12 protein-coding genes and 1 pseudogene are annotated in these 17,405 nt (G+C 67.3%); 7 read left to right on the top strand and 6 right to left on the bottom strand.

All coding sequences use genetic code 11. The annotated features are described in order from the left end of the window. The first annotated feature begins 175 nt into the window (after nt 1-175). From RHOOR87_RS0102725 to RHOOR87_RS19560, 3 genes are all read left to right on the top strand, one after another. Nucleotides 176-3,421, top strand: a complete 3,246-nt coding sequence (locus RHOOR87_RS0102725; protein ID WP_027484160.1) for a TonB-dependent receptor — start codon at nt 176-178, stop codon at nt 3,419-3,421. A gap of 164 nt (nt 3,422-3,585) precedes the next feature. Continuing rightward, nucleotides 3,586-3,972 carry a BlaI/MecI/CopY family transcriptional regulator gene (locus RHOOR87_RS0102720; RefSeq protein WP_027484159.1) on the top strand — a complete coding sequence of 129 codons (387 nt, stop codon included), beginning with the start codon at nt 3,586-3,588 and terminating at the stop codon, nt 3,970-3,972. A 1-nt stretch (nt 3,973) separates the two neighbouring features. After that, nucleotides 3,974-5,893, top strand: coding sequence for a M56 family metallopeptidase (locus RHOOR87_RS19560; protein WP_027484158.1), 1,920 nt, complete (start codon nt 3,974-3,976; stop codon nt 5,891-5,893). Nucleotides 5,894-6,135: 242 nt separating this feature from the next. Here RHOOR87_RS19560 and RHOOR87_RS0102705 read toward each other — a convergent pair whose 3' ends face one another. After that, the gene (locus RHOOR87_RS0102705) at nt 6,136-8,472 is read right to left on the bottom strand and encodes a S9 family peptidase (protein WP_027484157.1); all 2,337 of its coding nucleotides are present in this window, start codon (nt 8,470-8,472) and stop codon (nt 6,136-6,138) included. Nucleotides 8,473-8,686: 214 nt separating this feature from the next. Here RHOOR87_RS0102705 and RHOOR87_RS0102700 point away from each other — a divergent pair, with 214 nt between their 5' ends. Next, nucleotides 8,687-9,439, top strand: coding sequence for a glutathione S-transferase family protein (locus tag RHOOR87_RS0102700; protein ID WP_027484156.1), 753 nt, complete (start codon nt 8,687-8,689; stop codon nt 9,437-9,439). A gap of 85 nt (nt 9,440-9,524) precedes the next feature. On the opposite strand, the gene RHOOR87_RS0102695 is transcribed toward RHOOR87_RS0102700, so the two are convergent. Next, entirely contained in the window at nt 9,525-10,418 is an 894-nt protein-coding gene (locus RHOOR87_RS0102695) for a LysR family transcriptional regulator (RefSeq protein ID WP_015448946.1), read from the bottom strand. Nucleotides 10,419-10,522: 104 nt separating this feature from the next. Between RHOOR87_RS0102695 and RHOOR87_RS0102690 the strand changes: the two genes are divergently transcribed. The 3 genes from RHOOR87_RS0102690 to RHOOR87_RS0102680 all read left to right on the top strand — a co-directional run bounded on the left by RHOOR87_RS0102690 (nt 10,523) and on the right by RHOOR87_RS0102680 (nt 13,212). Then, the gene (locus tag RHOOR87_RS0102690; protein ID WP_015448947.1) at nt 10,523-11,515 is read left to right on the top strand and encodes an aldo/keto reductase; all 993 of its coding nucleotides are present in this window, start codon (nt 10,523-10,525) and stop codon (nt 11,513-11,515) included. A 149-nt stretch (nt 11,516-11,664) separates the two neighbouring features. Then, a complete protein-coding gene (gene queF / locus RHOOR87_RS0102685; protein WP_007513627.1) occupies nt 11,665-12,489 on the top strand; it encodes an NADPH-dependent 7-cyano-7-deazaguanine reductase QueF in 825 nt (274 codons plus the stop codon). Nucleotides 12,490-12,636: 147 nt separating this feature from the next. Continuing rightward, entirely contained in the window at nt 12,637-13,212 is a 576-nt protein-coding gene (locus RHOOR87_RS0102680) for a hypothetical protein (protein WP_027484155.1), read from the top strand. 86 nt (nt 13,213-13,298) lie between these two features. Here RHOOR87_RS0102680 and RHOOR87_RS19715 read toward each other — a convergent pair. The 4 genes and pseudogenes from RHOOR87_RS19715 to RHOOR87_RS0102665 all read right to left on the bottom strand — a co-directional run. Then, nucleotides 13,299-13,463, bottom strand: a pseudogene (locus RHOOR87_RS19715) (glycerophosphodiester phosphodiesterase family protein); the annotation flags it as partial. A gap of 62 nt (nt 13,464-13,525) precedes the next feature. Further along, a complete protein-coding gene (locus tag RHOOR87_RS0102675) occupies nt 13,526-16,762 on the bottom strand; it encodes a type I restriction endonuclease subunit R (protein ID WP_027484154.1) in 3,237 nt (1,078 codons plus the stop codon). A gap of 49 nt (nt 16,763-16,811) precedes the next feature. Further along, complete coding sequence (locus tag RHOOR87_RS0102670) at nt 16,812-17,114, bottom strand: HigA family addiction module antitoxin (protein ID WP_027484153.1); 303 nt, start codon at nt 17,112-17,114, stop codon at nt 16,812-16,814. Between the two features lie 9 nt (nt 17,115-17,123). Continuing rightward, nucleotides 17,124-17,405 carry a type II toxin-antitoxin system RelE/ParE family toxin gene (locus RHOOR87_RS0102665; protein ID WP_007512781.1) on the bottom strand — a complete coding sequence of 94 codons (282 nt, stop codon included), beginning with the start codon at nt 17,403-17,405 and terminating at the stop codon, nt 17,124-17,126.

Here is a 17,405-nt window from a genome sequence, read left to right as displayed (position 1 = left end):
GTTTGTCACAGGGCGGGATTAGAATGACGCGCCGATCCGCAGCCGGCAGGCAGCAAGCCCTGCAGCTGCGCTCGTCAGAACCGGGGAAAACCATCGACGATCCGATGCCGCCAGGCCCGGTGCCTGGCGACCGGGCACGGCGATTCTCCCCGCCGTCCAAACTCAAGGATCACCGATGACTACTCCCATCCGCGTCAGAGTGCTGCCGTTCGCGATCGCCTCATTGTTGGCCATGGCGCCGATCGCTGCCCAGAACATCACCACATCCGGCGTCAGCGGCCGCGTGCTGGACGCCCATGGCCAGCCCGTGGCGGGCGCCACGGTGACGATCGTGCACCAGCCGACCGGCACTACCAAGGAAGTGACCACCGACGCCGATGGCCGCTATGCGGCGCAAGGGCTGCGCGTGGGCGGTCCTTTCGAGATCTCCGCGGCCAAGACCGGCATGGCCGCCGTGGAGCAGGACAACGTGTTCCTGCAGCTGGGCCAGCCCTCGTCGATCAACCTGAGCATGGGCGCCGGCGAGCAGCAGGCGCACAACCTCGGCGCGGTCACCGTGAGCGCCTCGACCCTGGCGCAGACCTTTTCCTCGGACAACAAGGGGCTGTCGACCAACATCTCGCAGCGCCAGCTGCAGGCGACCCCGCAGGGCAACCGCTCGATCGACGACGTGGTGCGCCTGGACCCGCGCGTCACCGTGACCGATCAGGGCACCGGCGCGATCTCCGCCTCCGGCATGAACAACCGCTACAACAACATCGCCGTCGACGGCGTGACCCAGGGCGATCCGTTCGGCCTGAACGCCAACGGCCTGCCCTACCAGAAGTCGCCGATCTCGCCCGAGACGATCGCCGAATACAACATCTCCACCGCCAACTACGACACGTCCTCCGACGTGGTCGGCGCCGACGTCAACGCGGTGACCAAGTCCGGCACCAACCAGTTCCATGGCGCGGTGTACTACGCCTATCGCAATGCCAACCACCTGGTCGGCGACGCCGGCTGGTTGCCCAGCGGCAATCCGGGCTACCACTACAAGGGCTACCAGAAGGACACCACCTACGGCTTCAACGTCGGCGGCCCGATCATCAAGGACAAGCTGTTCTTCTTCATCTCGGCCGAGCACGAGAAAACCACCGGCATCGGCGCCGACTCGGCCAACGGCCTGGACGACTCGCTGGGCAACGGCCCGTCCACCAGCAACAAGGTTTCCCCGGGCGACCTGCAAAAGATCATCGATGCGGCCAAGCAATTGGGCCTGACCCCGGGCACGTTCGGTGGCCCGACCGGGCTGACCTACGACGACAAGCGCTACCTCGGCAAGATCGACTGGAACATCACCAACAATCACCGCGCCAGCTTCACCTTCCAGCGCACCAAGGAGCTGCTGCCCGCGGTGGGCGGCAACAGCCCGAGCAGCGTGGGCCTGACCAGCTATACCTATACCAAGACGATCACCACCAACAACTATGTCGCCCATCTGTTCGACGACTGGTCCGACAGCTTCTCCACCGAAGCCAAGGTCGGCTTCCAGAAGTTCGTCCAGGACACCGCTGCGCCCTGGCAGCAGCCGGCGGTGAACGTGAACCTGTCGCCGACCGGCAAGGGCCCGTCGGTGAACCTGGGCGAGGAGCGCTTCCGCCACTACAACCACATCGATACCAAGAAGTTCAGCGTGTTCCTGGCCGGCACCTATTACGCCGGCGACCACGCGATCAAGGGCGGCATCGATTACCAGAGCAACAAGATCAACAACCTGTTCGGGCAGACCGAATTCGGCCAGTACAACTTCTGGGGCATCGACAACTTCGCCGCCGGCAACTACAACTCGTACATCCTGTTCCACCCGGCGCCCGGCTACACGCTCAACGACATCGCCGGCAAGTGGACGTACAGCCAGTACAGCCCGTTCCTGCAGGACACCTGGCAGGTCAACGAGCAGCTGTCGGTGCAATACGGCGTGCGCGTGGACATCCCGCATTCCAGCGCGCCGCCGGTCTACAACGCCGCGTTCGAACAGGCTTTCGGCTACCCGAACAACTACACGGTGGGCTCGCGCAACCGCGTGGTCGAGCCGCGCCTGTCCTTCAACTACCTGTTCGACAGCAGCTACAAGACCCAGCTGCGCGGCGGCGTCGGCCTGTTCCAGACCTCGCCGCCCACGGTGTGGATGACCAACCCGTACCAGAACAACGGCATCACCCTGCTCTCCTACAACACGTTCGATCCCTCGCAGGCGGCGTTCAGTCCGGATCCGTTCAACCAGAACATCCCGGCCGGCGGCGGCGCCGGCTCGATCGATACGATCGCCAGGGACTTCCGCCTGCCGACCGTGTGGAAAGCCAGCCTGGCGCTGGACCGCGAGCTGCCGTGGTGGGGGCTGACCGCGTCGGCCGAGTACCAGCACATCCAGGTACGCGACGGCATCCTCTACCAGGCGCTGAACTTCGGCGCACCCACCGGCGTGCTGCCGGACGGCCGCGAGCAGTTCTGGAAGACGCCGGGCGAGGCGCCGGTCTCGAAAGACGCGCTGGCCAACCAGAACCGCGCCTTCAGCACGCAGTCGACCCTGCTCACCAATACCCACAAGGGCAAGTCGGACAGCCTCACCCTGGCACTGAACAAGCCCTTCTCGGCGAGCTGGTTCGGCAACCTCAGCCTGACCTTCAACCACGCCACCGACGTCGACCCGGGCACCGACACGATCGCCTACAACGGCTACCAGCGCGTCGCCCGGCTGAACCCGAACTCCGACGTCGTGGCCACCTCCAACTACAACGTGGCCAAGGCGCTGAAGGCCTCGCTGACCTGGCAGCATGCGTTCTTCGGCGACTACCAGACGCAGGTGTCGGCGTTCTACAGCGGCCACACCGGCACGCCGTACACCTGGGTGTTCAGCAACGACGCCAACGGCGACAGCGTCTCCGGCTGGGATCCGGCCTACATCCCGGCGATCAACGACCCGAAGGTCGCCTACGCCGCCGGCACCAGCCAGCAGCTGATCGACCAGTTCCAGGCCTTCCTCTCCAGCGAGAAATACCTGAACGCCCATCGCGGGCAGATCGCCAACCGCAACGGCGCCCGCACCGCCTGGGTGAACGAGCTGGACATGAGCTTCTCGCAGGAGCTGCCCGGCATCTTCAAGGGCAACAAGGGCGAATTGCGCCTGGACGTGTACAACTTCCTCAACCTGCTCAACAAGGACTGGGGCCAGGTGCGCAACACCGGCATCTACCCGACCCGCAACCTCGCCAGCTACGCCGGCGTCAACGCGCAGGGCCAGTACGTGTATACGCTGCCGAAAGACAAGAATGGCAACTACCAGCCGCAGCAGCTGCAGGTCTACGACGGCGGCTTCTACGACCCCAGCCGCGTGGTATCGCGCTGGTCGGCGATGCTGACGCTGCGTTACACGTTCTGAGCGACCCGCCACACGCAGCACGAACCGCCGGCGCCTCGATGGCGCCGGCTTTTTATGCGGACCGCGGCGGAGCCGTGCCGCCTCCGGCGTAACCGACGGCCTATTGACTACAGATGTAGTCAAGGCGTACGTTGACTACATCTGTAGTCATTCGGGTCCCGGCCATGCGCAAACCCACCATCGGCGACCAGGAACTGGCGCTGCTGCAGCACATCGACGAATGCGGCACCGCCTCGGTCGGCGAAGTCGCGGCGAGCTTCGGCGAGCCGCGCGGGCTCGCCCGCTCCACCGTGTTGACCATGATGGAGCGCCTGCGCGGCAAGGGCTATCTCAAGCGCCGCCAGCTCAAGGGCATGTTCCGCTACAGCACCGCCACCGGCCCGGGCGAAGTGATGCGCAGCGCCGTGGGCAGCTTCGTCGAGAAGACGCTGAGCGGCTCGGTGTCGCCGTTCGTGGCCTGGCTGTCGGAGCGTGCCGAAGTCTCCGACACCGAACTGGCCGAGCTCGAGGCGCTGGTGACCCAGCTGCAATCGCGGCGCAAGGAGTCGTGAGATGGACGCACTCAACCATTTTTCGGACACCCTGCTGACGCGACTGGTCTGGACGTCCATCCAGGCCGCGCTGCTGATCGGCGCCGTCTGCCTGGCCGGCCGTCTGTGGCCGCGCCTGTCGGCGGCGATGCGCTGCATGCTGTGGTGGCTGGTCGGCGCCCAGCTGCTGCTCGGCCTGCTGTGGCACGCGCCGCTGGAACTTCCGCTGCTGTCGCCCGCACCGCTGGAAGTCCCCGCGCCGGTCACGCCGCCCGTGGCGTTCTTCGCCTCGCCGGCGACCGCCGACGCCGCGCTGCCGTCGATCGCTTCACCGGCCACGCCGGCGCCGTCCTGGCGCACCGGCATCGCCCTGTGGTGGCTGGCCGCCGTGCTGTTGCAGGCGCTGATCGCGCTGCGGCAAGGGCGGCAGGCACGCCGCGTGCTGCGCGAATCGCAGGCCTTGCGCGATGCCTCACTGCAAGCGCTGTGTACGCGGCAGGCGCGGCAACTCGGCTTGCACCGCTGTCCACGGCTGCGCGTCTCGAACGCGATCGTCTCGCCGCAGGTGACCGGCCTGTGGCGACCCACCGTGCTGCTGCCGACCGGCCACGCGCTCAGCGCCGACGAAGCGGCGATGGCGATCGCGCACGAGCTGGCCCACCTGCGCCGCGGCGACCTGTGGCTGGCGTGGGTACCGGCGCTCGCGCAGTGCCTGTTCTGCTTCCACCCGCTGGTGCGCTGGGCCATGCGCGAATACGCACTCAACCGCGAATCGGCCTGCGATGCGCAGGTCCTGCGGCAGGACCACGCCGCGCCACAGGACTACGGCCGCCTGCTGCTGCGCCTGGGCGTGGCGCAACCGATGCACGCCGGCCTCGCCGGCGCTTCCCCGTCGTTCCACAATCTCAAGAGGCGACTGACCATGCTGCAACAAACCGTGAACCAGCCGTCGTCGCGCGCACGCGGCTGGCTGCTCGTCGCACTGATCGCCCTCGTCGGCGTGCTGCCCTATCGTGTGACGGCGGCCGGCGCGGACAACACCCCCCCCACGCCGGCTTCCGCGCAGGCAAGCCTGCTGCCGCTGCCGCCGCCAGCCCCATCTACCCCTCCGGCCTTGCCAACCCCGCCGCTGCCCGCTCCTCCAGCCTTGCCAACCCCGCCGCTGCCCGCTCCTCCAGCCTTGCCAACCCCGCCTCCGCCGGCTCCTCCAGCCACACTACCCCCACCGCCGCCGCTGCCACCCGCCCCGCCGCACGACATCAGTGGTCTGCGCGTCCACCACGCCAACGTCGCCATCCATACCGACGCCAGCGAAGGCTTCGCGCTGTTCGACGGCGATGCGGCCATCGTCAACGGCAGCGACGTCGACCTTGCCGCCGCGAAGCGCCTGCAGCGGGACGGCAAGTCCACGCTGTGGTTTCGCCGTGGCGACAAGGCCTGGCTGATCGACGACCCGGCCTACGTGCAGCGCGCCAAGGCCGCCTACGCGCCGGTCGACGCCCTGGCCAGGCAGCAAGGCGAACTGGGCGGCCAGCAAGGCGCGCTCGGCGGCAAACAGGGAGCCTTGGGCGCGCAGCAGGGCGCGCTGGGCGCCAGGCAGGGGCAGCTCGCCGGCCAGCGCGCCATGCTGGCCAGCCGGCAAGCCACGCTCGCCGCGCAATCCAGCCAGCATGAACGCTCCGCGGAAACGCAGGCGAACCGCGCCAAGCTGGAAGCCAGCGAGCAGGAACTCGATCAGCAGCAGGAAAAGCTCAGTCAGCAACAGTCGGCACTGGGCCGGCAGCAGGCCGAACTGGGCAAGCAGCAGGAAGCGCTTGGCGCGCAACAGGAAGCACTGGGCAAGCGCCAGCAACAGGCCACCAGCCAAGCCAGTCAGCAGATCCGCAAACTGCTCGACGAAGCGAGCGCCAAGGGCGTCGCCAAGCCGACGAGCCTGCGCTGACCGGAACCTCGGAGCCTCACCCTCTGACCTCCAGCAAGACCGAACGCATCGCCTTGCTCCCTCCCCTGCTCGCAGGGGAGGCCGGGGTGGGGTCGCTCTTCATCAAGCCCAGGATCAAGAGCGTCACCCCCTCCTGCCCTCCCCCTGCTGCGCAGGGGGAGGAACCGGACGTGTTGCTTCTACTTCCATCCCGCAAGCGAAGAGGAACACAGACAGCGGTATCTCACATAACTCACAACCACTCAGCGCCAGGGCCACGCCTTCAGCTGGTACTCGTGCGGCGGCGTATTGCCGGCCAGGTACTGCACGAAGTAGTCCCAGCGTCGGCGGGTGGCGTACGGGGTCGCCTCGGCGTAGCCGTGGTGGACGTTCGGGATCAGCAGCAGGTCGAAATCCTTGTTCGCCTTGATCAGCGCATCAGCTACCAGCAGGGTCTGGTAGGGCGGCACGTTGTCGTCCATCGTGCCGTGCACCAGCATCAACCGACCCTTCAGGTTCTTCGCGAAGCTCTGGTTGGCCTGGGCGTCGTAGTTGGTCTTGCCGTCCTTGTTGGTCACCAGCAGGCCCTGCCACTTCTCGGCCCAGTCGTCCTCGTAGTTGCGGTTGTCGTGGTTGCCGCTTTCGGCCCAGCCGACCTTGAAGAAGTCCGGGTAGTGGAACATCGCGGCCGCGGTGGCGTTGCCGCCGCCGGAGTGGCCCCAGATGCCCACGCGGTCGAGGTCGATCCATGGATACTGCTTGCCGAGTTCCTTCAGGCCGGCCACCTGGTCGGGCAGGGTGTTGTCCTCGACGTGCTCGAAGTAGGCGTCGTGGAACGCCTTGGAGCGCCACGGCGTGCCCATGCCGTCGATCGCCACCACGATGAAGCCCAGCTCGGCCATCGCCTGGTGGTCGGCGCGCGCGGCAGAGAAGCTGCGCCCGCGCACCGAACCGGTCTGCGGGCCCGGGTAGATGTAGTCGATGATCGGGTATTTCTTCGAGGGATCGAAGTGGGTCGGCTTGAACATCATGCCGTACAGGTCGGTCTTGCCGTCGCGCCCCTTCACCGTGAACGGGATCGGCGGCACCCAGCCGGCGGCCTTCAGGCGCGCGATGTCCGCGGTGGCCACGCTCGCCACCTTGCGGCCATCATCGGAAGCGCGCAGCACGGTGACCGGCGGCGTGGTCGGGGTGGAATACGCATCGACGAAGGCCCTGCCGTCCGGCGACAGCGTGACGGTGTGGTCGGCCGCTTCCGGCGTCAGCAGCACCGGCTTGCCGCCGTCCAGGCTGACCTTGAAGAACTGCTGGTAGTAGGGATTCACGCCCGCCGTGCGCCCGACGCCGCGGAACCACACGGTGCGCGTCTTCGGATCGACCTTCAGCAGCTCGGTGACGTTGCCCTCGCCCTTGGTGATCGCGCGCTTGAGCTTGCCGCTGGTGAGGTCGTACAGATACAGGTTGCCCCAGTTGTTGCGCTCGCTGAACCAGATCGCCTCGTTGGTCTCCGGCAGGTAGCGCCAGTTGACCGCGCCGTTGCCGCTCTCGTAGTACGTCGGCACCACTTCCTCGAACACCGTGCGCACCTTGCCGGTGTTCGCGTCGGCGATGCGGAACCATTCGTGCCTGTGGTCGCGCGAGGTGGAGACGAAGGCCAGGGTCTTGCCGTCGGCCGCCCACTTCACGTCGTCCCAGCCGCCGTCGGGGCCGCAGCTGACGTCGTCGCACAGGCTGGAGCGGTGCTGGTCCGGCGGCATCTGCAGGCGCGTGACCTTCTTCGCCGCCACGTCGACGATGACGCGCTCGATCATCGTCACGTCCTTGTCGCCGACCAGCGGGTATTTCCATTTCTCCAGCTTCGGATGGCCGACGTTGGTGCTGACCAGGTACATCTCGCCGGTCTTGCGCTGGTCCTGCTGGAAGGTGGCGATCCGCTTCGAATCCGGCGACCACTCCACGATCGCGTTGTCGGTGTGCTTCCAGCCGGCGTTGTCGGTGGCGTAGCCGAAATTCTCCACCCCATCGGTGGTGAGCTGGGTCTCCGTGCCGCTGGCGACGTCGCGCAGCCACAGGTTCCAGTCGCGGATGAACGCCTCGCTCTGCTTGTCCGGCGACAGCGCGCCCGGCTCCTTGCCGGTCTTCACCAGCGCGGTACGGTCGACGCAGCTCGCCTCGACGGCGGCGAGGTCGCACACGTAGTGCTTGCCACGCACGGCGATATCGACCCGCCCGTCCGGCCTCGCCTCGTAGCCAGTCACCGGCAATTTCTTCGCATCGACCGGCTTGCCGCCGGCCTTGCCCAGCGCCACGGCCAGTTTCGCCTGGTCGAACAGCGGCGCGGTCTTGCCACTGGCCGCGTCCATCCGCACGAAATGATCGCCGGCGGCGTCATGGTCGACGTACCAGAAGTGACCGTCGTCCAGCCATTCGACCTTCGGCACCGCGTGGTCGACCAGCGGCACGGTGTTGTAGCTCATGAAGCGCTCCGCCCGCGCGTAGTCGTCGGCGCTCAGCGTGCGCGCCTGCGCCGCGACGCCGGCCGACAAGGCACCCATGACCAGCGCGCCGAGCACGCGCGAACTGCCGATTTTCGAACTCATGCTTCGTTCCCCTTGCGGAAGCGGATCTGTGCGGTTGCCGACCCTGGCGCGGACTCCCTCGAATGACCGATGCTAGCGCGGGCATGACCAATGGCACCCCTGCCATTGGTCCCGATCCGGCCCGTGCGCCGACGCATGGTCTGCCACGCCCTGCGCTTGACGCGCATGCGCCGGCCATCGCACGCTGCGCCCTCCGTGTTCCCGGAGTCGCACCATGCCGCAGCGCCTCAGAGTCATCGGCAACTACCTCTCGCCCTACGTACGCAAGGTGCTGGTGTGCCTGGAGCTGAAGGGGCTGGAGTACGAGGTCGACCCGATCGCGCCGTTCGTCGGCAACGACGAATTCACCCGGCTCAGCCCGCTGCGCCGCATCCCGGTGCTGATCGACGGCGGACTGGAGCTCAGCGACTCCTCGGTGATCTGCCAGTACCTGGAGGATCGGCAGCCCTCGCCCTCGCTCTACCCGCGCGACATCGCCGACCGCGCCCGCGCGCGCTGGCTGGAGGAATACGCCGACACGCGGCTGGCCGACGGGTTGATCTGGCGGCTGTTCCACCAGCTGGCGATCAAGCGCCACATCTTCGGCGAGGCGCCCAATGAGGCGGTGGTGCAGCATGCCCGCGAGGTGGAAATCCCCGCCGCGCTCGACTACCTGGAGCGGCAGCTGCCGGATGACGGCTTCGTGTTCGGCACGCTGTCGATCGCCGACATCAGCATCGCCAGTTTCTTCCGCACCGCCTCGTTCGTGCGCTACACGATCGACGCCGAACGCTGGCCGCTGACCGCCGCACTGGTGGCGCAAGTGCAGGCGCTGCCGGTGTTCCAGAAACTGGCCGGCTTCGAGGATTGCATGCTGCGCCTGCCGCTGGCCGAGCAGCGCGGCGCCCTGCTCACCGCCGGTGCCCCGCTGACCAGCGACACGCTCGGCACCAGCGCGCCGCGCCCCGGCCCGCCGCGCGCCTCGTAAGGCCACGCCACCTGCCGTGGACGCGCACCCTGTGCGCGATGGTTTCCGGTCATGTGACGATGAGCATCACGCACAGGGCGCGCTCCTACGCCGTCGTCAACTCCACCAGCCAGTCGACGAACACGCGCAGCCGCGCCGGCATCTGCCGCTGCTGCGGGTACAGGATGGTCATCGGCAACGACGGTGGCGGGTGCGCCGGCAGGATCTCGCGCAGCCGGCCGTTCTTCAGCGCATCGACGATGCGGTAACGCGGCATCTGCGCGATGCCCAGGCCGGCCTCGCAACAGCCGAGATAGGCATCCACGCCGCTGACGCTGACGCAGCCCGGCAGCGCGATCTCGCGCCGCTTGCGGCCGACCATGAACTCCAGGGGCTCCGCGCGGCGCGTGGTGGGCGACACCCAGTTCACTGCCAGGTGGCCGTCCCGCAGCGCGGCCAGCGCATCGGGCAGGCCATGCCGGCGCACGTAGGCGGCGCTGGCCACGGTCACCTGCTCCAGCATCGCCACGCGACGCCCGACCATGCCCGAATCGCCCAGCTCGCCGACGCGCAGCACGCAATCCACGCCCTCGCGTACCAGGTCGACGAAGCGGTCGCCGGTGCCGATGTCCAGCTGGATCTGCGGGAAGCGCGCGAAGAAATCGCGCAGCGCCGGGATCACCAGCAGGCGTGCCAGCGACACCGGCAGGTCGACGCGCAGGCGGCCCTTCGGCTGCACCCGCGCCTCGCGGAAATCCGTCTCGACCTCGTCCACGTCGGCCAGCAGGCGCAGGCAATGGCCGTAATAGGTCTCGCCGTCACGGGTGGCGCGCACGCGGCGGGTGGTCCGCTGCAGCAGCTGCGCGCCCAGCCGCGCCTCCAGCCGCTTGATCGCGTGGGTGACGGTGGCGCGCGGCAGGTTCAGGTCGTCCGCCGCGGCAGTGAAACTGCCCAGCTCGACGATCCGCGTGTACAGCCGCATGGCTTCGAGCCGGTCCATTGCGATTGTTGTCCCGGTTTGAATGGTCATGGCCATTATTGAGCATTTATCCGGCGATCGTCATGGCGCACCATGCGTCCACCCCATCTACCGGAGCGACTCGCATGCAGACCCGCACCCTCGGCAGCCACGGCCCCCGCGTCTCCGCCCTCGGCCTTGGCTGCATGGGCATGAGCGCGTTCTACGGCGCGCACGACGACGCCGAATCCATCGCCACCATCCACCACGCGCTGGAGCGCGGCCTCACCCTGCTCGACACCGCCGACATGTACGGCCCGCACACCAACGAGGTGCTGCTGGGCAAGGCGCTCAAGGGGCGGCGCGAGCAGGCTTTCGTGGCCACCAAGTTCGGCATCGTGCTCGACCCGAACGACCCGGCCGCGCGTGGCATCAACGGCCGCCCGGCCTACGTGCACGCCGCCTGCGACGCGAGCCTGAAGCGCCTCGGCATCGATACCATCGACCTGTACTACCAGCATCGCGTCGATCCGGGCGTGCCGATCGAGGAAACCGTCGGTGCGATGGCCGAACTGATTGCCGCCGGCAAGGTGCGCTACCTGGGCCTGAGCGAGGCCTCCGGCGCCACGCTGGAGCGCGCCTGCACGGTGCACCCGATCGCCGCGTTGCAAAGCGAGTTCTCGCTGTGGACGCGCGACCCGCAAACGAACGGCATGCTCGCCGCCTGCCGCAAGCTCGGCGTCAGCCTGGTCGCCTATTCGCCGCTGGGCCGCGGCTTCCTCACCGGTGCGATCCGCTCGCCGGACGATTTCGACGCCGACGACTACCGCCGCGGCAGCCCGCGCTTCATCGGCGACAACTTCGCCCGCAACCTGCAGCTGGTCGAACAGGTGAAGACGCTCGCCGCCGACAAGGGCTGTTCGCCCGCGCAGCTGGCGCTGGCCTGGGTGCTGGCGCAGGGCGACGACGTGCTGGCGATCCCCGGCACGCGCCGGCGCAGCCGGCTGGACGAGAACCTGGGCGCGCTCGACGTGCGGCTCGGCGCCGCCGAGTTGAAAGCGATCGACGCCGTGTTCCCGCCGGATGCGGCCAGCGGCAGCCGCTATGTCGAAGCGGGAATGCGGATGGTCAATGCGTAAGGCCGGGAATGGGGAATAGCGAACCGACAGAGCCGGGGCCCGCTCGCGGGTGATGCTCTTGCTTCTGCGGGTCCCAAATCCCGAATCCCCGCTCCAAAGGCATCGCCCGCGAGCGGGCTCCAGCAGGGGCGGCGGGGTAAACTTGGAGGATGAGCACCCCCGAACATTCCCCGCTCGGCAAGGACACCGTCTACGCCGACCGCTACGAGCCGCGCCTGCTGTTCCCGATCCCGCGCGCGGACAAGCGCGCCGAGCTCGGCATCGCCGAGTCGCTGCCGTTCCACGGCGTGGACATCTGGAACGCCTACGAATTGTCGTGGCTCGACCCGCGCGGCAAACCGCAGGTGGCGCTGGCCGAGTTCCGCGTGCCGGCGGCGTCGCCGCACATCATCGAATCGAAGTCGTTCAAGCTGTACTTGAACGGCTTCGCGCAGGAGCGCCTCGCCGATGCCGCCACGCTGGCCGCCACCCTGATGCGCGACCTGTCCGCGGCGGCCGGCGCGGTGGTCGGCGTACAGTTGCGCGAGGCGCGCACCGACGCGCTGCCGGTGGTCGATCTGGACGGCCATCTGCTCGACACGCAGGACATCGCGATCGACCACTACGGCCCACCGCAGGCCGATTTCCTGCAGGCCGACACCACCGCGGCGCCGGTGGCGGAGACCGTGCTCTCGCACCTGCTGCGCTCGAACTGCCCGGTCACCGGCCAGCCCGACTGGGGCAGCGTGCAGATCGCCTACCGCGGCGCGCCGATCGACCACGCCGGGCTGCTGCGCTACCTGGTCTCGTTCCGCACCCACAACGAATTCCACGAGCAGTGCGTGGAACGCATCTTCGTCGACCTGATGCAGCGCTGCGCGCCGCGGCAGCTCAGCGTGCATGCGCGCTACACCCGCCGCGGCGGGCTGGACATCAACCCGTTCCGCAGCAGCACGCCGGCCACGCCCGGCAATCTGCGCACGGTGCGCCAGTAGCGACCGAGGCGCGTGTCGGCACCGCGTGAAATCCGGCGCCGGCGGTTCCCTCCGGTAATCGCCGCTTCAGATCGACGGCGCTAGCCTCGGCAGCCTGAGTCCAGGCCATGGAACGGCATCTGCCACGTCATCGACACCGGAGTTCCCATGACACGATCCATGCATTCCCTCGCGCTGTACGGCGCCGTGCTGGGCAGCCTGCTGTGGCTCGGCGGCTGCGGCAAGCACGAGCCGGCGCCGGCGCCGGCCAGCACCGCGCCGGCGGCTGCCGCCTCCGCACCGGCAGGCAGCGCCACGCGGCCGCCTGCCGGCGCCGCCTCGGCCGCTGCGGCCCGCGCAGCAAGCGTCACCCCGGCGATCGCGCCGGTCACCGCGCCCGCTCCGCTCAGCGTGGCCAAGCTGACCCTGGGCAGCGCGGTGAACGCCGACCATCAGGTAATCCGCGCCAGCAACAGCTTCGCCACCAGCGACAAGATCCTCTACGCCAGCGTCGCCACCGAGGGCAGCAGCGGCGGCGCCACGCTCAACGCGAAGTGGAGCTACCTGGAAGGCCAGGGCCAGCTGGTCAGCAGCATCAGCCAGTCGATCGCCACCGACGGCCCGGCCATCACCACGTTCAAGGTGCAGAACCCCGACCTGTGGCCGGAAGGCAGGTACAAGGTCGAGATCTCGCTCGACGGCAAGCCGGTGGCGCAGCAGGATTTCGCGATCAAGAAGAGCTGACCTCGCCCGATCCGGCATGCACGAAGAGGCGCCCGCAAGGCGCCTCTTCGCGGTTCAGTGCCCGTCCAGCGCCTTGCGCCCGATCGCCGGAGCGTCGCCAGGTCCGGCTCGACGAAGTCGGCGCCGTCGGCGATCGCCTTCGCATACGAAGCCAGCGTGTGCTCCGGGCGCAGCGCGCTGGCACCGCGATGGCCGATCACCAGCACCCTGGCGGCAAGCGGTCTCTCGGCTGAAGAGGTGGCAACGGGCATGGAAATTCCAACCTGTGATAGCGACGCTCAGCAACTGGGGCGATTGTCGTCCATGGAGCGTTCTACGCCGCCCACTTCTGACCCCGGCTGGCGTATTCCATCATCACCTCGAGGACCCGGTCGCATTTCTGCTTGAACAACGCGCGGTCGTAACTGGATGGCAAGTCGGCATCCAGCACGGTCACCACTGCGTTGCGCACCGCCTCCTGGGTCTGACGATCCTTGAACCAATCCTGCACCAGCACCTTCGGGCTTTCCTCCAGAAGGCGGTGCAGCAGGTGGCGCGCGGCCAGCTTCACTTTCTGCGTTTCGTCCTTGCTGAGCCCGTCCTGCAGCAGCAGGTCGTACAGCTCCAGCTCGTCCTCGGTAAGCCCCTCGCGAAGATGTCGCTCGTCCTCGGCCTTCAGGTCGCGGGTAAATTTCAGCAACTCCTCGAAATACTGCTCATTCGACGAGCCGCCTGCGTTGTAGCTGTCGATGATCTGCTGCAGGCGCTGCGCGAAATCGGCGCGCGTGGCATTGGACTGCAGCATCCGCTCCAGCTTGCGGGCGATGAAGGCGCGCAGGTCGGCGATCTCGATGTTCTTGTATTCAGTGGCGGTGAACTCGGCGCGCAACTTGTCGAAGTCGATCCGGCTGAGGTCCCAGACCCGGCCCTTCTGCACGATCTGGTAGACCGGGCTGGCGCGATCGGCCTGCCAGCTTCCCGACTGGCGATCCACCACCACGCTCTGATCCAGCAACTCGCCGACGCGCCGGGCCACGTCATCGATGTCGGCCTCGCCGATGGCACTGTCGATCACCCCGCGAAGATACTGGAACACCGCCACCTGGCGCGTCACCGGCCGGCCCAGGATCTCCGGCTTGCTCGCCTCGTACAGCGCGCTGATGCTGTTCTCGTAGACGTTGAACGACCTGCGCCATTCGTCGTTGCCGAGCAGCGTGTCGGCGAAGCGGCCGAACTCGCCCACCTTCTCGAACACGTTCGCCTGCGCCAGCACGTTGTCCAGCTCGACGCCGCGTTCCGCGCAGAACGTCCGGCCCTGGGCAATCGCCTCGTCCAGCAACACGAACAGCTCATCCTTGGGCTGGACCGGCGGCCGCTCCTCGCCGCTGTCGCCCTGCGCGTAGTCTCTCAGCGCCCGCTTCATGTTGCGGAACACGTTGTAGTAATCGACGATCTCGCCGTTGCGCTTGGGCACGCCGCTGATCAGCCAGCTGGTCACGCGGTTCGCGCGTGCGATGGTCTGCATCAGGGTGTGATCCTTCATCGGCTTGTCCAGGTACAACGTGGACACCGTGGGCGCGTCGAAACCGGTCAGCCACATCGCGCAGACGAACACGAGCTGCAACGAATCGCCGGGATCCTTGAAGTTGTATTCAATGTCATGGCCGTTCGCGTCCAGCCGGCTCATGCGCGATCGATGCAGCTTGATGTCCAGCTTCTGCTTCGCGAACTTCTCCTCTTCGCCGGCCTCCTCGCTGACGATCACCGCCATTTCCACGCCGCGCATATATTCCAGCCGCTTCTTCAGCCGCGCCTTTTCCAGCTCGTCGGCCGAGCCGGCGATGCGCCCGACCAGCGCCTTGACCTCGTCCTTCCACAGCGCCTGCACCTTGTCGTGCATGCGCAGGGCGGTGAATTTGTCGAGCGAGATCGCCATCGCCTTGCCGAGATAGCCGCGACGCGGAAAGTGGCTGACGATGTCGCGCGCAATCGCCTCAAGCCGGTCGTCGCGCTTGATCACCTCCACTTCCCTGGCGAAGCGCTGCTCCAGCTTGGCCTGCTGCGCTTCGTCGAGGTTCTCGTCCTCCAGGATCTCGTAGAACTCCTCGCTCAGATCCTCGTTCTGGATCAGCACCTCGGGCACGCGCTTGCAGTAAAACAGCGGCACCGTGGCACCGTCGTCCATCGACTGCTGGAAGTTGTACTCGGACACGTAGCCGCCGAACCAGGTCGCGGTCTTGCGCTCGCGCCCCAGCAGCGGCGTGCCGGTAAACGCCAGGTAGTTCGCGTTGGGCAGGCCGGCGCGCATGTTCTCGGCCAGGCTGGCGTACTGGGTACGGTGCGCCTCGTCGATGATCACCACGATGTCGGCACGGTCCGACAGCAGCGGATACGCCGCGCCGGCGGCATAACGGAATTTCTGGATCAGGGTGAACACCAGCCGCTTGTTCTGGCCGAGGAACTGGCGCATCTCCGCGCTGTTCTTCGGCTGCGCCGCCTCGGCCTGGCTGACCGTCTCGGTGTTGAGGAAGTTGCGGTAGATCTGCCCGTCCAGGTCCTCGCGATCGGTCACCACCACGAAGGTGAAGTTGCCGGGCGTGCGCCGGAAGATCTTGCGCACGTAGAAGATCATCGAGAAGCTCTTGCCCGAACCCTGGGTGTGCCAGAACACGCCGAGCTTGCCGTCCAGCTCGGCGCGCCGGTCGAACCGCTCCAGCGCACGGTTGACGCCGATGAACTGGTGGTTCTGCGCAATGATCTTCTGTGTCTGCTTGTGGAACAGGATGAAGTTCTCAACGTAATCCAGCAGCCGTGCCGGCACGAACAAGCCGTCGATCACCCGCTCCAGGCTGGTGCCGTCCGCGCGGATCTGCTCGCGGTCGATCTTTTCCTTCTCGTCATCCGGACGCAGCCAGGTGAAGAAATGCTCCCACTCGGCGGTCAGGCTGCCCACGCGGGTGTCCAGCGCGTTGCTGAGCACGCAGAACGCGTTGCACAGGAACAACTGCGGAATCTCGTGGCGGTAGGTGGTGAGGTTGTCGGTATAGGCGCTCTTCAGCGCGACGTTGGAATTCTTCAGCTCGATGAATACCAGCGGCAGGCCGTTGACGTACAGCAGCACGTCCGGCCGGCGATAGCTGCCACGCTCGCCCTTGATCCACAGCTGCGACACCGCCAGGAAGTCGTTGCGCGCCGTGTCGCGGAAGTCGATCACCCGCAGCCGCTCGTACTGGCGGCGCCCCTGCGCATCGTCGAACTCCACCGCGATACCGTGGCACAGCAGGTCGTAGACCTCGCGGTTGGCCATCACTGCGGTCATCGCCGGTCGCCGGTCGCACAGCCGCTCCAGCGCCTCATCGAGGACGGACCCCGGCAACTCCGGATTCAGCCGCCGCGCCGCCGCACGCAAGCGATCGAGCAGGATCACCTCGCGCTTGTAGGCGCGGCCCGATCCATCCGCCAGCTGATCCCGTTCGGCGGTGTGGCAGTTCAGCACCGACCAGCCCGACGACGCGGTCAACCGGCCCAGCAAAGCCTGCTCGATCTGGTCTTCCGTTATCGGGTTCGGCATCGGCAAGCTTTCCTTGCAGCAGTTGTCAGTTGACGATAATGCGCTTGCGTCAACTAGGCGGCGCCTGATAGGGCGTGATTTTCCTCAGCGCGCCGCCGATGCTGTCCTGCGCGCACTCGATGTCGTAGCGCTGCTGCAGGTTCAGCCAGCTCTGCGCGTCATTGCCGAAATAGCGCGCCAGCCGCAGCGCGGTATCGGCGCTGATGCCGCGCCGCTCGCGCACGATCTCGTTGATACGTGCAGGCGTGACTTCGAGGGCGCGGGCCAGCGCGTTGGACGACAGCTCCAGCGGCAGCATGTATTCCTCGCGCAGGATCTCGCCGGGGTGGATGGGTGGCAGTTTGCGGGGCATGGCAAATCCTCAGTGATAATCGACGATCTCGACCAGGCCCGGGCCGTCGGCGGTCCACACGAAGCACAGCCGGAACTGGTCATTCACACGAATGCTGTGCTGACCCTTGCGATCGCCGGCCAAGGCTTCCAGTCGATTGCCGGGCGGCACCCGCAGATAGTCCAGCTGGGTCGCCGCATTCAACAGCTCCAGCTTGCGCCGCGCCGCCGCCTCGATCACCAGAAAGCGCCGCACCCGGCGTCGCTCGAACAGCGCCTGCGTATCCTTGCAGCGGAACGACTGGATGGTCAT

The sequence above is a fragment of the Rhodanobacter sp. OR87 genome (assembly GCF_000473345.1).
Lineage (GTDB): Bacteria > Pseudomonadota > Gammaproteobacteria > Xanthomonadales > Rhodanobacteraceae > Rhodanobacter > Rhodanobacter denitrificans.
This window is presented reverse-complemented; position numbering and strand designations above follow the sequence as displayed.